Source organism: Hymenobacter defluvii (genome assembly GCF_017589435.1).
Taxonomy (GTDB): Bacteria; Bacteroidota; Bacteroidia; order Cytophagales; family Hymenobacteraceae; genus Hymenobacter; species Hymenobacter profundi.
In genome coordinates this window covers 65816-81421 of record NZ_JAGETX010000013.1, presented here as the reverse complement: position 1 = coordinate 81421, position 15606 = coordinate 65816, and the positions used below count along the sequence as shown (strand labels likewise).

Annotated in this window: 12 protein-coding genes and 1 pseudogene; 3 read left to right on the top strand and 10 right to left on the bottom strand. The window is 56.7% G+C overall.

The features are described 5' to 3' along the window. Positions 1-98: 98 nt before the first annotated feature. The 7 genes and pseudogenes from recN to J4D97_RS17935 all read right to left on the bottom strand — a co-directional run bounded on the left by recN (position 99) and on the right by J4D97_RS17935 (position 7418). Positions 99-1772, bottom strand: coding sequence for a DNA repair protein RecN (gene recN / locus J4D97_RS17965; RefSeq protein ID WP_208308780.1), 1674 nt, complete (start codon positions 1770-1772; stop codon positions 99-101). A gap of 241 nt (positions 1773-2013) precedes the next feature. After that, positions 2014-2940: a DUF4835 family protein gene (locus J4D97_RS17960; RefSeq protein WP_208308779.1), complete on the bottom strand. Its 927-nt coding sequence runs from the start codon at positions 2938-2940 to the stop codon at positions 2014-2016. Then, complete coding sequence (locus tag J4D97_RS17955) at positions 2924-3574, bottom strand: phosphopantothenoylcysteine decarboxylase (protein WP_208308778.1); 651 nt, start codon at positions 3572-3574, stop codon at positions 2924-2926. Before J4D97_RS17955 ends, J4D97_RS17960 begins: the two co-directional genes overlap by 17 nt. 266 nt (positions 3575-3840) lie before the next feature. Beyond that, positions 3841-4383 (bottom strand): annotated as a pseudogene (locus J4D97_RS17950) (flavoprotein); the annotation flags it as partial. Positions 4384-4397: 14 nt separating this feature from the next. Continuing rightward, a complete protein-coding gene (locus tag J4D97_RS17945) occupies positions 4398-4742 on the bottom strand; it encodes a DNA-directed RNA polymerase subunit omega (RefSeq protein ID WP_185282775.1) in 345 nt (114 codons plus the stop codon). Positions 4743-4791: 49 nt separating this feature from the next. Beyond that, positions 4792-5634 carry an outer membrane protein assembly factor BamD gene (locus J4D97_RS17940; protein ID WP_208308776.1) on the bottom strand — a complete coding sequence of 281 codons (843 nt, stop codon included), beginning with the start codon at positions 5632-5634 and terminating at the stop codon, positions 4792-4794. Positions 5635-5702: 68 nt separating this feature from the next. Continuing rightward, a complete protein-coding gene (locus J4D97_RS17935) occupies positions 5703-7418 on the bottom strand; it encodes an OstA-like protein (protein WP_347879365.1) in 1716 nt (571 codons plus the stop codon). A 275-nt stretch (positions 7419-7693) separates the two neighbouring features. On the opposite strand from J4D97_RS17935, the gene tilS reads away from it, so the two are divergent. The 3 genes from tilS to J4D97_RS17920 all read left to right on the top strand — a co-directional run bounded on the left by tilS (position 7694) and on the right by J4D97_RS17920 (position 11315). Further along, entirely contained in the window at positions 7694-9022 is a 1329-nt protein-coding gene (gene tilS, locus J4D97_RS17930) for a tRNA lysidine(34) synthetase TilS (protein WP_208308774.1), read from the top strand. Positions 9023-9167: 145 nt separating this feature from the next. Further along, positions 9168-10109, top strand: coding sequence for a malate dehydrogenase (mdh, locus tag J4D97_RS17925; protein ID WP_208308773.1), 942 nt, complete (start codon positions 9168-9170; stop codon positions 10107-10109). A gap of 180 nt (positions 10110-10289) precedes the next feature. Then, positions 10290-11315: an aldo/keto reductase gene (locus J4D97_RS17920; protein WP_208308772.1), complete on the top strand. Its 1026-nt coding sequence runs from the start codon at positions 10290-10292 to the stop codon at positions 11313-11315. Between the two features lie 248 nt (positions 11316-11563). Here J4D97_RS17920 and J4D97_RS17915 read toward each other — a convergent pair whose 3' ends face one another. The 3 genes from J4D97_RS17915 to mutL form a co-directional block, all read right to left on the bottom strand. After that, complete coding sequence (locus tag J4D97_RS17915; protein ID WP_185282770.1) at positions 11564-12454, bottom strand: rhomboid family intramembrane serine protease; 891 nt, start codon at positions 12452-12454, stop codon at positions 11564-11566. 105 nt (positions 12455-12559) lie between these two features. Continuing rightward, the gene (locus tag J4D97_RS17910) at positions 12560-13339 is read right to left on the bottom strand and encodes a rhomboid family intramembrane serine protease (RefSeq protein WP_208308771.1); all 780 of its coding nucleotides are present in this window, start codon (positions 13337-13339) and stop codon (positions 12560-12562) included. Between the two features lie 201 nt (positions 13340-13540). Next, entirely contained in the window at positions 13541-15547 is a 2007-nt protein-coding gene (gene mutL / locus J4D97_RS17905) for a DNA mismatch repair endonuclease MutL (protein WP_208308770.1), read from the bottom strand. Positions 15548-15606: the final 59 nt, after the last annotated feature.

Genomic DNA, 15606 nt, shown 5'->3' with positions numbered 1-15606 from the left:
AGCCTGTCGAAGCATCTCTACTGATAGTAATTAATTACTATCAGTAGAGATGCTTCGACAGGCTCAGCATGACGTTCAAGACTTCACCAGTCCACCGCCTACCCTACCAATTCCTCGCCGCGCATGGCCAGCAGCTCGCGGGCGCTTTGGAAGGCGTATTCGCTGGGGTTGGCGCCGGAAATCATCTGCGCAATTTCGCGGATGCGTTCCTGCAACGTTAGCTCCCGGATGCGGCTGATGGTACGGTCGGCGCGGTCTTCCTTGTACACGAAGTAGTGCGAGTCGCCGGCGGCAGCCATTTGCGGCAGGTGCGAAATGGCAATCAGCTGGTGCTTCTTGGCCATCTGCTGCATCATGCGACCCACCTTCACCGCAATTTCCCCACTGATACCGGTGTCGATTTCATCGAACACGATGGTGGGTAGGGCCGTTTTATCGGCCAGCATGTACTTGATACATAGCATTAACCGCGAAAACTCACCACCCGATGCAGCTTTACTCAGCGTTTGGGGCTGGGCACCCTTGTTGGCCGTGAATAGGATGCTCACCACGTCGATACCGCTGGTGGTGGGCTGGCCCACGCTGTGCTGCACCACAATGCGCGAGTTGGGCATGCCCAAATCGGCGAGCAGAGACGCCAGTTCCTTCTGAAACTTGGGGAAGCTGCGCTGCCGCTGTTCCGAGAGCTGAGCTCCCCGGCGCGTTACAGTGGCTAGCGCCCCTTCGGTATCCCTGCGTAAGCGGCTGATTTCCTTATCCAGATTCAGCACCGAACCTACTTTTTCGCGCAATTCTTCGCGCACCTCTAACAGTCCTGGCAGGTCGCGCACCTGGTGCTTGCGCTGCAAATTATAGAGGGTAGTAAGGCGACCTTGCAGGTCGTCGATGCGGGCCGGGTCGCCTTCGGTGCGGCGCTCGGCGGTTTCTACCTCGTCGGCAATGTCGTGCAGCTCAATCAGGCAGCTGTCGAGGCGCACTTTCAGATCTTTGAACGCATCGGCGTAGGTTGAAACCTGACCGAGTAGGCTGGCGGCTTCTTTCATGCTGCCGGTGGCACAGTACTCGCTTTCGGTGAGAGCCTGTAAGGCCTGCGTCAGCTTGAACTTGATTTCCTCGGCGTGCTCCAGCTGTTTTATTTCCTGCTCCATCGCCTCTTGGTCTTCTGTATCGAGGCGAGCTTCTTCCAGCTCATTCAACAAGAAACTGTTGTAATCCAGCTCTTTATTAGCCTGTGCCACTTGGCTTTCCACGCTTTTGAGGTCGGCTTCCAGCTTGCGGTACTGGCGGTAGGCGGTGCCGTACTGAGCTCGGGTAGGCACCAGGCCGGCGTACAAGTCTAGCAGGTTGAGTTGAAACACCGCGTCGCCAAGCAGCAGCGTATCGTGCTGGGAGTGAATGTCCATCAGGTTTGCCCCGATTTTGCGAAGAGCATCCAGCGTCACCGGCGTGTCGTTCACAAACGCCCGCGATTTGCCGGCTGGACTAATCTCGCGGCGCAGGATGCACTGGGCATCATAGTCAAGGTCTTCCGCCTCAAAAATATCCTGCAACTGATAGCCGCTAATGTCAAAATGCCCTTCAATCACGCACTTTTTAGCCGTATCAAAGAGCATTTTGGAATCGGCGCGGTTACCGAGCAGCAACCCAATGGCCCCCAGCATGATGGATTTGCCGGCGCCTGTTTCGCCAGTAATAATATTCAGCAGGGCCGAAGGCTGTAGCTGCAATTGCTCAATCAGAGCGTAATTTTTAATGCGCAGGTCAACTAACATGGGAGTAGATAGAAGCTGGAAAGGTGAGCTAGTCGGGCTATCAGCAGCTCAACCAGCAGCGTTCAACTAGGCTTTTTTCATGCAAAAGCCCGCAATCGGCTAATAAAATTAGCTGATTGCGGGCAACTTACAAGACTCCACCAAATTTTTTAGTAGAAAATACGGATTTCAACTCAGCCCCTTACCCATCATTTCGAATAGTCTGCGCAGTAGAAAGGAGAAATGGCGTTCCGCCTACCCCCTACCGCAGGATAGCCTGATACTTAGCCGTATTCGTTGGGTCGATTTCACCGAGCATATTCACTACCTGCTGCTTCTGCTGCGGATCCTGGCTGGTACGGAAAATATTGGCGATTTCGTCGGATTTCGTATCGAAAAAGGAACGAGCAACCAGCGTGCCCGGCCGCCGCAGCACGGCTGCTTGAATACCCGTCAGGGCCGTTAGAATGCTGGCGCGGGCATCTTGGGGCTTCTCGATAAAGACGTCCATACCCTGCCGGTAGTATGCGTATGAACCCGTACGGAATGCCTCAAGCTGAGGATCTTGCAGGTTCGTGAGCAGCCAGTAACGGTTGCGTGGCTCCCCATCCTTCCATCCGCCATCCGACTCGTTGGTGACCGTCTGCGACGCGGCCGCCAACAGGATATTGCGGGCTCGGTCGTAGTAAGGCGTGCCGCCCAAACGGGCAAAGCTGTCCTGATCCATGCCGATGACGATGTAAGCGTAGAAGCTCAGCAGCGACGATAGATTGCCTACAAAGGTGTTTTCCGAGAAATCTAGTGGATTTTGAGGTGAGTAGTTGAACAGCCACCCCCGGTCGGAAATCGACATAACGTTGGTTTCGTAACCGGTGCCGTACACAGGGCGCGTGGTAATAATGCGCACGGTGGCCGTGTAGGTGCCCGTCTGCGGAATCCCCGTTAGTCCCACGAAAAACTTACACCGGATTTTTTCCTCTGGTCGATAGGTCTGGTTGGTCCAGGCGCGGGTATTGAGGAAGTTCTGGATGTCGTTCTGCATTTGCAGCACGATTTGCTGATCCGATACCGTAACGTTTTCCGTCGTCACGCGCACATCAGCTAGCAGCTCCTGTGCCTGCGCTACCGATGTGCACAGGCAAGCAACCAACAACAAATACAGCGACAATAGTTTACGCGTATTGAGCATAACGAGCAAGCACAAACTGAACAATATCCTGCGCCACGGCAGATTTAGGTAGTAAGTCCGACGTCGTGACCACGCCATCGGCCGTGAGCAGGGTTACTTTGTTGGTATCGTGGCCGAAACCAGCCCCGGCATCGCGTAGGGAGTTGAGCACCACCACATCAAAGTTTTTGCGGCGAAGCTTTTCCAGCGCGTGCGCCTGCTCGTTATTGGTTTCCAACGCAAAACCCACCGAAAATTGTTCAGCGCGCTTGGTTTCTCCCAGCGTAGCCGCAATATCCACGTTTTTGACCAGCGTGAGCGTGAGCGTATCACCGGCTTTCTTGATTTTTTCGGGGGCTACCTCGGCGGGACGGTAGTCGGCCACGGCAGCCGCAAACACCCAGATCTGCGCTGTGGGTGCGGCCTCGGCGGCGGCGGCATACATCTGCGCAGCGGTTTCTACTCGCACCGTCTGGATGGCTGGGTGGGTAGGCACAGGCAGGGCCGCGGGACCACTCACTAGTGTAACGGTGTGCCCAGCTGCTGCAAAAGCGTCAGCCAGCGCGTAGCCCATCTTGCCCGTCGAGCGGTTGCCGATAAACCGCACAGGGTCCATCGGTTCGTAGGTAGGGCCGGCAGTGAGCAGGATATTCAATTAAAAATTATGAATTAAAAATTATGAATCCTCTCTGTCATCCTGAGCGGAGCGAAGGACCTTATCACACTAGAACAACTCGTCCCCGAGTCATTTCAGAGTTAACGTACAGTCCTTGTCGATTGGCTCCTTCTCTTTTGGAAAGGGAGCCGGGGGTGAGACGCAACAATATAACGAACCTATACACTGACTCCGAATGTGCTCCAACGTGAGAAGGTCCTTCGCAAGCTCAGGATGATAGAGCAAACAACTACCCCCTCTTACCCGAAAAACCGTTCTAGCTCCGCTACAATTTCTTCGGGCTCCAGCATGCGGCCGGGGCCAGAAAGGCCGCTAGCTAGTTCGCCGCTGGGCGAGTCGAGTACGTGGTTGCCGTAGCTACGCAACGCCGTTAAGTTGGCTGTTACAGCTGGGTGCTGGTACATATCCAGGTCCATGGCAGGGGCCAGAAACACGGGGCAGCGCGCTGAGAGGTAGGCAGCATCCAGCAGCGAGTCGCAGAGGCCATGGGCAAAATGGCCGATGGTGTTGGCCGAGGCCGGGGCTACCAGCAGCACATCGGCCCACAGGCCCAGGTGCACATGGTTGTGCCACTCGCCGGCCCGTTCATCTTTCAAAAAGCCCTGTAATACTGGCTTCTTGGAGAGCGTACCCAGGGTGAGCGGCGTCACAAAAGCCGAGGCCGAAGCGGTCAGAATTACCTGCACTTCGGCCCCGGCTTTCACGAGTAGCCGCACCAACGCGGCCGATTTATACGCGGCAATACTCCCGCACACGCCCAGCAGAATCTTACGGTTATGCAGTGCCATGCGCGGGGAGACAACTACTCGTTTTCGAGCAGGTTGCCGTCGTTGTCAACTTCCGGCGTGCGGAAATACACCTTGCCTTCCAAGAACTCCTCAATAGCGAGGTTAGTAGGCTTAGGCAAACGCTCGTAGTGCTTGGAAATCTCAATCTGCTCGCGGTTTTCGAACACTTCTTCGAGGTTGTCAACCGTGGTAGCAAATTCAGCCAGCTTGCCGTTCAACTCTTCTTTCAGCTTCACCGACAGTTGGTTGGCACGCTTCGAGATGATGGCAATAGACTCGTACACGTTGCCGGTGTCTTGCGCGAACTCCGACATGTTGCGCGTCACGATGGAGGGAGAAACGTTATTCGGAACTTTCATATGCAGGTATCTTCAGAATCTGGAAAATTTCTTTTGGGGTAGGCGCTGCCTAGTTGGTGGAAGCTGAAGCCGCCGTTTTCTCGGTGGGTTTCAGCCGAACCAGTTCTTTTTGCGCGAAGTCATACATATTCTCGGCGCTTTTGAGGTTGCGGCTGTTAGGGTAGGCGTCGATGAACTGCTTATAGAAGGCTACAGCCTCCAGATATCGCTCACGCTGTTTGTCCTCTACGCTTTCCTTAGCCAGGTTGAACTGTGATTCCAGCTTTAGGTAAGCTGCGTCCTCACTATATACCGAACCGGGGTACTGCTGTTGAAAGTTGCCCAACGCCACCACTGCCGATTGGTAATAACGCAGCTGTTGGTACAGCTTAGCACCCTGAAACGCTTTGTTTTCCAGCTTCTTCCGCAACTCCTGCGACATATTTTCCACCTCGGGGCGGAAGGTGCTTTCGGGGTAGCGGTTCAGGAATTCCTGGATGCTCTCATTGGCCGAAAGCGTGTTGGTCTGGTCCAGCTCGTACTCAGGCGAGTCACGAAACAGCGACTTGGCATGCAAGAACATAGCCTCCTCTGCGTACTGCGAGTTGGGATATGTTTCGTAGAACGTCTTAAAATGATAGGCGCTCAGCACGTAGTTGCTCTGCTTGAAGTTCGTATTGGCGAAGTAGAATTGAGCCTTTTCTGCCTCGGGGCGGCCTTTCAGCAAGGGTTGCAGTTCTTCCAGCAGCGTGCCGGCTTTGAAGTAGTCACCCTCGTTGTAATACTTGATGGCGGCTTCGTATTTTTTGTTCACGTCGTTACTCTTGAGCAACTTTTGGTAGCCGCTGCACGAGCCGAGCAACAAAGTGCTCAGAAGCAGAACAAAGAAGGCAGTGGGGCGAAACAAAGACATGGATAGCATGAAGAACGCAAAGATAACGGATTAGCCGCCCGAATCAAAGGCAGCACAGGGCGAGATACTTACCGGGAAGCTGGCTTGCTGGTGGCTACCGGCGCTTTACGGTTTGGAGCAACCGGCCGCGCCTTCGGCGCAGTTTTCTGTTTCTTGGATTTGGGCTTCGCTTTTGCTTTGGGCTTGGCAGGCTTACCGAACTGCCGCCCTAACACTTGCTGGCGGGTAGGCCGTTCCGTGGCGCGCCACTGAAAACCTTTCAGCTTGCGGTCTTCGTCTTTTAGCTCATGGGGCGGAATGAAACTAGCATCAGGGTTGGTGTAGTAGGTGACTTTGGGAGCTTTTTTACCTTCCGTGAAGCGCAGGGCCATGGAGGCGCCTACCGCTTTGTTCATGCCCGTGAGGGCGGTATCACCATCAAGAGCAAAGTAGAGGCTCTCGGCGTTGCCAAGCACCGTAATTTTTTTCAGTTTGCTGTCCGTAAAGTAGGCCACCATGTTGCGGCCCTTCACTTGATTATAGTTCAGCAGGGTGTCTTCGGCAATACTGAACGCATTGGCATACAGGCGCATCTGGTCAATTTTGCCGTTGCGCAGCCTGATTTCCATACTATCGGAGGTGAGCTGGTTTTGCTCCTGCCACAGAATAGGTTTCTTGTTGAGGTAGATAACCGAATCCTGCCGGTCGTAGGTCAGCGAATCGCAGGCGCCTTGCAAGTCGTTACGGAAGATCTTGGCCCTGGGGTAGACATACAACACACTAGCATTGAGCTGCTTTTGAGTAGGCGGCAGCGGCGCTGTGGTTTGAAAACGAATGCCGGGTTTAGGCTTGGGTGGCGGCGGCGGGGCTGGCCTACCTTCCACACTGATCAGCGTATCACCCGCTACGTAGAGCGTGTCCTTGCCGGAGATATTGCGCATCACGGGTGAGCCGTACACCTTGGCTTTGCCCAGCGCCCGCCAGTAGCGCCCCACATCACCCCGAATCACGAGGTTGTCCTTTTTGGAGGTCATCGAGACGTGGCCAGTGGCAATGCCGTAGCTAGTGTTTTCGTCGTACACCAGCTTATCGCCGCCCAGCAGGTAGTCGGGCGTTTCTATTTTAGCATTCTTCTGAAAGTCAGCTACTTTCGTCAGAGTATTGTACGTACCGTTTTCGGCATAGAGCGTGCGGTTCAACTTATCGATGATGCGGGTAGGACCAAAGAAGTACACCACCTTCGATAGGGTATTGTACTGCAAGGTGTCGCTGCGTATCTCGTTGCTTTTCGTGACCACGTGCACGTTGCGCCGAAAGCTGAACACTTTACTGTCCGTGTTGTAATAGCCAAACTGACTATCGAGCGTGTTTTCGGGGTCTTGGAGGTGGCCGCCGGTGCTGTAGTAAGCCAGATTTTTACTTAAGTCGTAGTCTAGCAGGCTGGTGGTGAGTGTCATGCGCGGGTCGCGCATCACCACGTTGCCGGTCATGCGAGCCGTGCGGGCGTTGCCGTCGTAGAAACCTTTGTCGCCGGTGATGGTCACGGTGTCATTCTGCACGATGCGCACGTTGCTGAACGCATCTATGGTATTGCGCTCGAGATACTGGTAAGCCGAATCGCAAAATAGCAACGTGGTGCCCTGCTTGAAGCGTACGTTACCTAGCAGCTTACGGATTTTAACGCCGTTGAACTCGCCGCCCACAAACTCATCGGTACCTAGCAGCTCTACAGGCGGGTTCTTGCCGGTAGTAGCGGGCTTGGCAGCCGGTGTTGCCGGGCGTTGCGCCCAGCTAAAAAGGGGCACCAACAGCAGAAAAAAGAGAAAAACGGATTTCGGGAACGACATTTCGGCGCAAAGGTACGGAAGGTCGGTTGCTAACGGTCATCTTTGCAGAATAGTGCTTTTTTGTTGTTCCTATTAGAACGTCATGCTGCTCCATCTGTCATCCTGAGCGGAGCGAAGGACCTTATCACGTCGAACGAGTCATAACAACGATTATCGTTCGACGTGATAAGGTCCTTCGCTCCGCTCAGGATGACAGACTTATAAGATGTCATGACGCCCCTACATCCTACCTCATGCTCGACCAGATTCGCCAATTTATTCTCGATAACGACCTCTTCTCCCCTACCACCGATACCTTGCTCGTAGCCGTGAGCGGTGGGCAGGACTCGGTGGTGCTGCTAGATGTGCTGCACCGCCTGGGCGTGCCGCTGGCCGTGGCGCACTGCCACTTCGGCCTGCGCGGCGACGAGGCCGACGCCGACGAGCAGTTTGTGCGCAAGCTGGCCAAGCAGTACGAAGCGCCCTACTTCGCAGAATTCTTCCAGACCAAAGCCTTTGCCCAGCAGGAAGGCATTTCGACGCAGATGGCCGCCCGCGCCCTGCGTTACGCATGGTTTGAGCAGGTGCGGCAGCGCGAGGGATACGCCTGCATCGCCACGGCTCATCACCAGCGCGACGCCGCCGAAACCATGCTGCTCAACCTCACGCACGGCACGGGCCTGGCGGGTTTACATGGCATTCCGGCCAAGAGCGGCCACGTAGTGCGCCCCCTCCTACCCATCGACAAACCCGCGCTGTTCGACTACCTGGTAGAAAACCGCCTGATCTGGCGCGAAGACGCCAGCAACGACTCGCCCGTGTACCAGCGCAACCGCCTGCGCCAGGAGGTGCTACCGGTGCTGCGCGATATCAACCCCAACCTCGACCAAACCTTGCAAATTACCGCCGAGCGGGTAGGCGGCGCCGAGGAAATTGTGCGTCGCTACGTGCAAGACACGGCCGCTGAAGCCCAGCACACCGAAAATGAGGTAACCTACCTGCGTATCGACACGCTGCGGAAAACGGCGGCCACGGCGCTGGTGCTGCACGAGTTGCTGCGACCGTTTGGGTTTTCCTACCTCGTGGTGAAAGATATTGTGGCGGCGTTCGGCGCCGAGCCGGGCCGGCAATTCGACTCGCCTACCCACCGCCTAGTGAAGGACCGCGAGCAACTAGTGATTACGCGCCGCAACCTCGGCAACTTCGGCACCCACCAGATCAGCGTCGGGCAGGAAACGCTGAAAATCGACGGGCTGCACCTGCGGCTGGTGCTGCACGAGGCCGAGGATTTTGCCCTACCCCGCGCCAAAAACCAGGCAGCCCTGGATGCGGATAAGCTGAAGTTTCCGCTTGTGGTGCGCCGTTGGCAGGAGGGCGACTGGTTTATGCCCATCGGCATGAAGGGCAAAAAGAAGCTCTCAGATTTCCTGATTGACCAGAAAATCCCGCTGAACCTGAAAGACGACGTACGTGTGCTGATATCCGGCGACGGCAAGATTGCTTGGGTGATTGGCCTGCGGCCCGACGACCGGTTCAAGGTGACGGAGGAAACGCAAAGCGTGCTAGCCGTGCAGCGGATGTAGGGGCGCGTGGTACACGCTCGTCGTTGCTGACGCTTGCCGAAACGCAACACGATTTCGGCCAATATCTGTCGTTGCTGCGCAGCCTTCGGGGTTTTCGGTTACATTTACGCGTATCGCATTTCCTACCCACTCAACGTATTCACTGATGAAAGTTACTGTAGTTGGGGCTGGCAACGTGGGCGCAACCTGCGCCGATGTACTTGCCACCCGCGAAATTGCCAACGAAGTAGTACTGGTTGATATCAAGGAAGGCTTCGCTGAAGGCAAGGCGCTTGATATCTGGCAGAAAGCCCCCATTATTGGCTACGATACCCGCACTGTGGGTGTAACCGGCGACTACTCGCGCACCGCCGACTCCGACGTGGTGGTAATTACCTCCGGCCTACCCCGCAAGCCCGGCATGAGCCGCGACGACCTGATTTCGACCAACGCCGGCATCGTGAAATCGGTGACGGAGCAGGTAGTGAAATACTCGCCCAACGCCATCATCATCATCGTGAGCAACCCGCTCGACGTGATGACCTACCAGGCCCACCTCACCTCCGGCAAAGACCGCACGAAGGTGTTCGGCATGGCCGGCATCCTAGACACGGCCCGCTACCGCGCTTTCCTGGCCGAAGCGTTGAATGTGAGTCCGAAGGATATTCAGGCGGTGCTGATGGGCGGCCACGGCGACACGATGGTACCCCTACCCCGCTACACCACCGTGGGCGGCATTCCCGTTACAGAACTAATTGGCAAAGCGGAGCTAGACGCCATTGTGCAACGCACGGCCCAGGGCGGCGGCGAGCTGGTGAAGCTTATGGGCACTTCGGCCTGGTACGCGCCCGGCGCAGCGGCAGCTCAGATGGTAGAAGCTATTGTGCGCGACCAGCGCCGCGTATTTCCGGTCTGCATCAAGCTGGAAGGCGAATACGGCATCGACGGTGTGTACCTGGGCGCGCCGGTTATTCTCGGCAAAAACGGCATTGAAAAGGTGATTGAGTTGCAACTCAACGACGAGGAAAAAGCCTTGCTGGAAACCTCCTGCGGCCACGTGAAAGAAGTAATGGACGCGCTGGATAAGATGAGCCAGGCTAACGCCTAACAGTATTCGGCACACTACCCCAACAACGGGCCGCTCTGCGTATGCAGGGCGGCTCGTTGTTTTTGTTGCTGAGGCCATCAACCAAAACTTCGGCCTAGCCGGTTGGTTGTTCTGGGCGATACGCCACCTGAATGGCGGCCGCTAGATGCGGTATTTCTCATCCTATATTCTTGCACATTTATGGAACACCGTCAGTTGGGCGCTTCGGGCCTGCGCATTCCAGTCTTGAGCTTTGGCACGGCTACCTTTGGAGGAAGCACCGAGTTCTTTAAGTCCTGGGGCAATACGCAGGTAGAAGAAGCCCGGAAGCTTATTGATATTTGCCTGGAAGCCGGCGCCAACCTGTTCGACACGGCCAACGTGTACTCGCAGGGCGTGGCAGAGGAAATTCTGGGTAAGGCGCTGGAAGGTCGCCGCCACGAGACGCTGATTTCCACCAAGGCTACCTTCCCAACCGGCGAAGGCCCGCAGGATTACGGCTCCTCACGCCAGCACTTGGTGCGGGCCTGCGAGGACTCGCTGCGCCGCCTGGGCACAGACTACATCGACATCTACCACATGCACGGCTTCGACGCCCACACGCCGGTAGACGAAACCCTGCGCACGCTCGATATGCTGGTGCAAAGCGGTAAGGTGCGCTACATTGCCTGCTCCAACTTTTCGGGGTGGCATTTGATGAAATCCTTGTCCGTATCGGAGCGGCACGGGTGGGCGCGCTACGTGGGGCACCAGGTGTACTACTCGCTGCTCCACCGTGAGTTTGAGTGGGAGCTGATGCCACTGGGCATCGACCAAGGGGTAGGAACCCTTGTGTGGAGCCCGTTGTCAGCGGGGCTGCTGAGCGGTAAAATTCGCCGCGGTCAGCCCATGCCCGAGAGCAGCCGACTGGCGCAGGGCGGCGGCCAAGGTCCGCAGGTGCCCGATGAGCGCCTGTTTGCCATTGTGGACGTGCTGGACGAGGTAGCAGCCGAAACCGAAAAAACCGTGGCTCAGGTCGCTCTCAACTGGCTGTTGCAGCGCCCCACTGTCGTGAACCTCGTCGTGGGGGCCCGCAACGAGGAGCAGCTGCGCCAGAACCTGGCCGCTACGGGCTGGAACCTCACACCGGAGCAGGTAGCCCGCCTTGACGCCGTGAGCGATACCACGCCTACTTACCCCTACTGGCACCAGCGCCTGTTCCCCATGCTCGGGGCCTCGGCGCTCTAAGAAGCTGTTTGCATTAGCTAAAAGAGTGCTAGGCCAGTGTAGAGACGCATACTTGCGTCTCGTCGTTGAACGAAGGTCGCTCTGATGGCGCAGACGACGAGACGCAAGTATGCGTCTCTACACAGTTCATTAGTTAGCTTAAATAGCCTCTAGGCCTGACACAGTATCGCCATTCAAACATTTGGGCCGACCAAAGCACGTTTCTACGTGTGTTCTGGTCGGCCCAACTGTTGTATCTGCAATCCGCTTTACTGCTGACTGGCCCGAAACAGCTTCTGCTTTTCTTCTTTCGAGAGGCTTTCGTAGCCGGAGCGCGAAATCTTGTCCAGGATGGAGTCGATGTCGTCGGCTTCGGGCTGGGCCGGGCCTTTGCGGGCTTTAGCAGTAGGCGGCACCGTGGCGCGGTTGCGGTGCGACACGCGCAAGCTAGGACGGCCCGAAAACAAGCCCCCTACCCAGTCGCCGATGGCGAGAATGGGGCGGCCCATGTCGCGGCCCGCTTGTAGCTGTTTGATAAAGGTAAAGCCTAAAATAGCCCCGCCAATGTGCGCCATTTCGCCGCCAGTATTGCCACCGTCGAGGCCAAAAAGGGCAATCAGCACCAGCACTGCCGCAATGTATTTAATGCGTACCGGACCAATTAGAATTAGGTTGAACTCGTAGTTGGGTAGCAGCGTGGCGGCGGCTACTACAATGGCTACCACGGCACCCGAGGCACCCAGCACAATAGTTGGCCCTAGCTGCTGAAGTTTGGGAATGACATTGTACCCAAGCAGAAACAGCGCCGCGCCGGCTAGTGCCCCCAAAATATAGAGGCTCGTCACCTTCCGCTCACCCAAATATTCTCGAATCAGTGACCCGAACCAGTACAGGTTCAGCAGGTTGAACAGAATATGCAGAAAGCCCTCGTGCACAAAGGCATAGGTCAGGACCGTCCAGGGGCGGTAGGCCAGCCACGAGAGGTTGGAGGGTAGGGCCAGCTGCTCGATAACGCTGCTGTAATACGGCAGCCCGCTCAGCCACATCACTACCCGAATCAATTGCAGGACCACAAACACCAGCACGTTGATCAGCAGCAACTGATTCAGCGAGTTGTCGCGGCGGTTGAAGGCAGTCCGGATGTCGTTATAAATGCTCATAGAGAAGAAAAAGCAGAAGCGCCGAACCCGGCCGGTGGCCATGTAAGGTATGCAGCGTTGGGTAAACGTACGAAGTCGGCCAAAGCTTATGCTGTTGCGTTTGCGTTAATAAAACTGACCGCGGCTTCTTTCCCAGATTTTCAACACAATGAAGCCTATCAACATTCCGCCCAAGTGGGCAAAGTGTGCCACTGTGTCGCCCGGCACGCGGTACACGCCCTGGATTAGCTCGAAGGCTGCGTAACCGAACACCATGTATTTGGCCTTTATTGGAAACGGAATGAACAACAGCATCAACTCAGTATTCGGGAACAAGTAGGCAAACGCCATCAAAATCCCAAAAACCGCCCCCGACGCGCCCAACATGGGCACGTTAAAACTCTGGTTGTAAATCCCATCTACGTTTTCGGTGGCCTGCGTAATATTGGCAGGGGTAGGGCTTTCCTGTAAAATACGAGCGTTTTCCCGGTAGCCCTCTGCTTCGGGAAGGTAGGTGCGGAAGAAATCGGCGTAGTTGCCGGAGCTAGGATCTTGGCGGAATTCCATCCGCGCCTGATTCATCTTGTCTAGCTCGTAGTAGCGCACGCCGGAGTACAGCACGCCGGCCCCTACCCCACAGATCAGCCAGAACGTCAGGAAGCGGTTGGCACCCCACTGCATCTCCAACAATGGCCCGAAGCTAATGAGCGCGAACATGTTGAACAGAATGTGCATGAACCCGCCGTGCATAAACATGTAGGTCAGGAACTGCCACGGCTGATAATTGGGCGAGCCTACCGGAAATAGCGCCAGCATAATTGTCTGGTCGCCGAGCACCTGCTGCGCCACAAACACCAGTACGTTGATTAGCAGGATATTCCGGACGGCCGGGGTAAAGTTGAACATCTAAAGAAGGTAGAGAAGTGATAGAGGCTGAATGAAGATGCTGTCATCTTACACGCATTTATCATCCTGAGTGGAGCGAAGGACCTTATGCCCGCAGAGCGAGTCGTTGTTACGCAAGTCGTTCTGTGGGCATAAGGTCCTTCGCTCCACTCAGGATGACAGGCGAATTTGAGATAACGACAAACGTGTTTCATTCATGACCTACGGCTTACGGAAAAAGTCCTGAATCTGGTTGAGTTCTAGCAGTACCAGGGTTCGGCGGCCATCGGGTGTGTAGCCGGGTACCTGGCAGGCGAAGAGGCGGTCGGCCAGGGCGTTCATCTCCAGGTCGGAAAGGCGGGCGGTGGCGGCGCTGCTGGCTACGCGGCGCGCTAGGGCGCGCGCTACTTGCTCACGCCGGTCGAGCTTCACGGGGCCGGCGTGGGTTCGGAACTGCTCAATAAGACCTTCCAGCAGCGCCTGTTCGTCGCGGGCGGGCACATCGGCTGGAATGCCTTCCACGGCCACCGTAAACTTGCCGAACTCCGTGAAGCGAAAGCCTAGTGCGTGTAGGGCATCGGTCACCTCACGCAGCACCGCAAAATCCTGAGGCGAAAACGTGACGGTGCGCGGAAACAGCAGCGTCTGTGACGCACCGCCCTCGCGCTCCAACGCTTGGGCATACTGCTCAAACAAAATCCGCTCGCGGGCCGCTACTTGGTCAATCAGCATCACCCCCGATTTCACGGGCACCAGCAAATACTGCTGGTGTACTTGCAGCACGCGGTTGCCGGGGCCGTTGGCGGTTTCGCGCAGGGGCAGCTCGGGATTGGCCTCCACGGGCGGCTGGGCCGGCGCTTTGGGTGGCATAGCCGCCAGAAAATTAGCCATGTCGGGAGAAGCTGCACTACCCCCCGCTCTGGGCTTGGGTGCTACAGGGGCCTCACCCTCCAAATCGGCTGCCGAAAGTTGGCCTAACGACTTATAAAAGTCCTCCAAGTCGCGTTTGGCCTGCTCGGTTGGGCGCGGGGGTAGGGGCCGCTCGTAGTCGGTTGTTTTGTCAGTTTTGGAAGTCGACTGGCGCACCTGACTAGCGGCGTCGCTAGCAGCAGCGGCTAGCGCATCGGGGCGGCGGGCGTCGTCGAAACGGTTAGCGGTGCTGGGGGTAGCCGGCGACATGCGCAAGGGCTGGATGGGCGCGAAGTTCACGTCGCCCTCAAAATCCAGCGACGGCGCCATGTTGTGAATCCCCAAGGACTGCTTCACGGCCGAGCGCACAATGGCGTAGACCGTCTTTTCGTCCTCAAACTTGATTTCCGTCTTGGTGGGGTGCACGTTGATGTCAATGGCCTTGGGGTCCAGCTCCAGAAACAGCACGTAGAACGGGTGGGTGTCGCGGGGGAGCAGACCCTCGTAGGCGGCCAGCACGGCGTGGTTGAGGTAGGCCGAGCGGATAAAGCGGTTGTTAACGAAGAAAAATTGGTCGCCTCTACTCTTCTTAGCCGAAGCCGGCTTACCAATGTAGCCGCGCACGGCTAGAAACGGCGTAACCTCCTCCACCTGCGCCAACTGCTCTTTGTAGCCATTGCCCAGCAGCGCCACAATGCGCTGGCTGAGCTTACCCGCCGGCAGGTTGAACACCTCCAGCTCGTTTTGGTGCAGAGAAAACCCAATCTGCGGGTTAGCTAGCGCCACGTGCTGAAACTCATCCAGAATATGGCGCATCTCCACGGCGTTGCTTTTGAGGAAGTTGCGTCGCGCAGGCACGTTGAAAAACAGGTTCTTCACGCTGATGCTGGTTCCATCGGGGCAGGCCACGGGCTGCTGGCTGCTGATGCTAGAGCCTTCCACCAGCAAGAGTGTGCCGGTTTCCTGCTGGCGCGGCTTGGTGCGCAATTCCAGCTGCGACACGGCCGCAATACTCGCCAGCGCCTCGCCCCGGAAGCCCAGCGTCCGAATCTTGAACAAGTCTTCCGTCGAGCGTATCTTACTGGTAGCGTGTCGCTCCAGGCTCATGCGCGCATCGGTGGGCGACATCCCCAGGCCATTGTCTACTACCTGCACCAGCTGTTTGCCGGCGTCTTTGATGATGAGCTGCACTTGCGTGGCGCCAGCGTCCACGGCGTTTTCGAGCAGTTCCTTCACCACCGAGGCCGGACGCTGCACCACCTCGCCGGCGGCAATCTGGTTGGCCAGGTATTCGGGAAGCAACTGGATGATATCTGCCATTCCTCAGAAACCGCGGGGCGGGAAGAAGAGTTTGCGAGTTAAAAAGAAGATGGGCATGC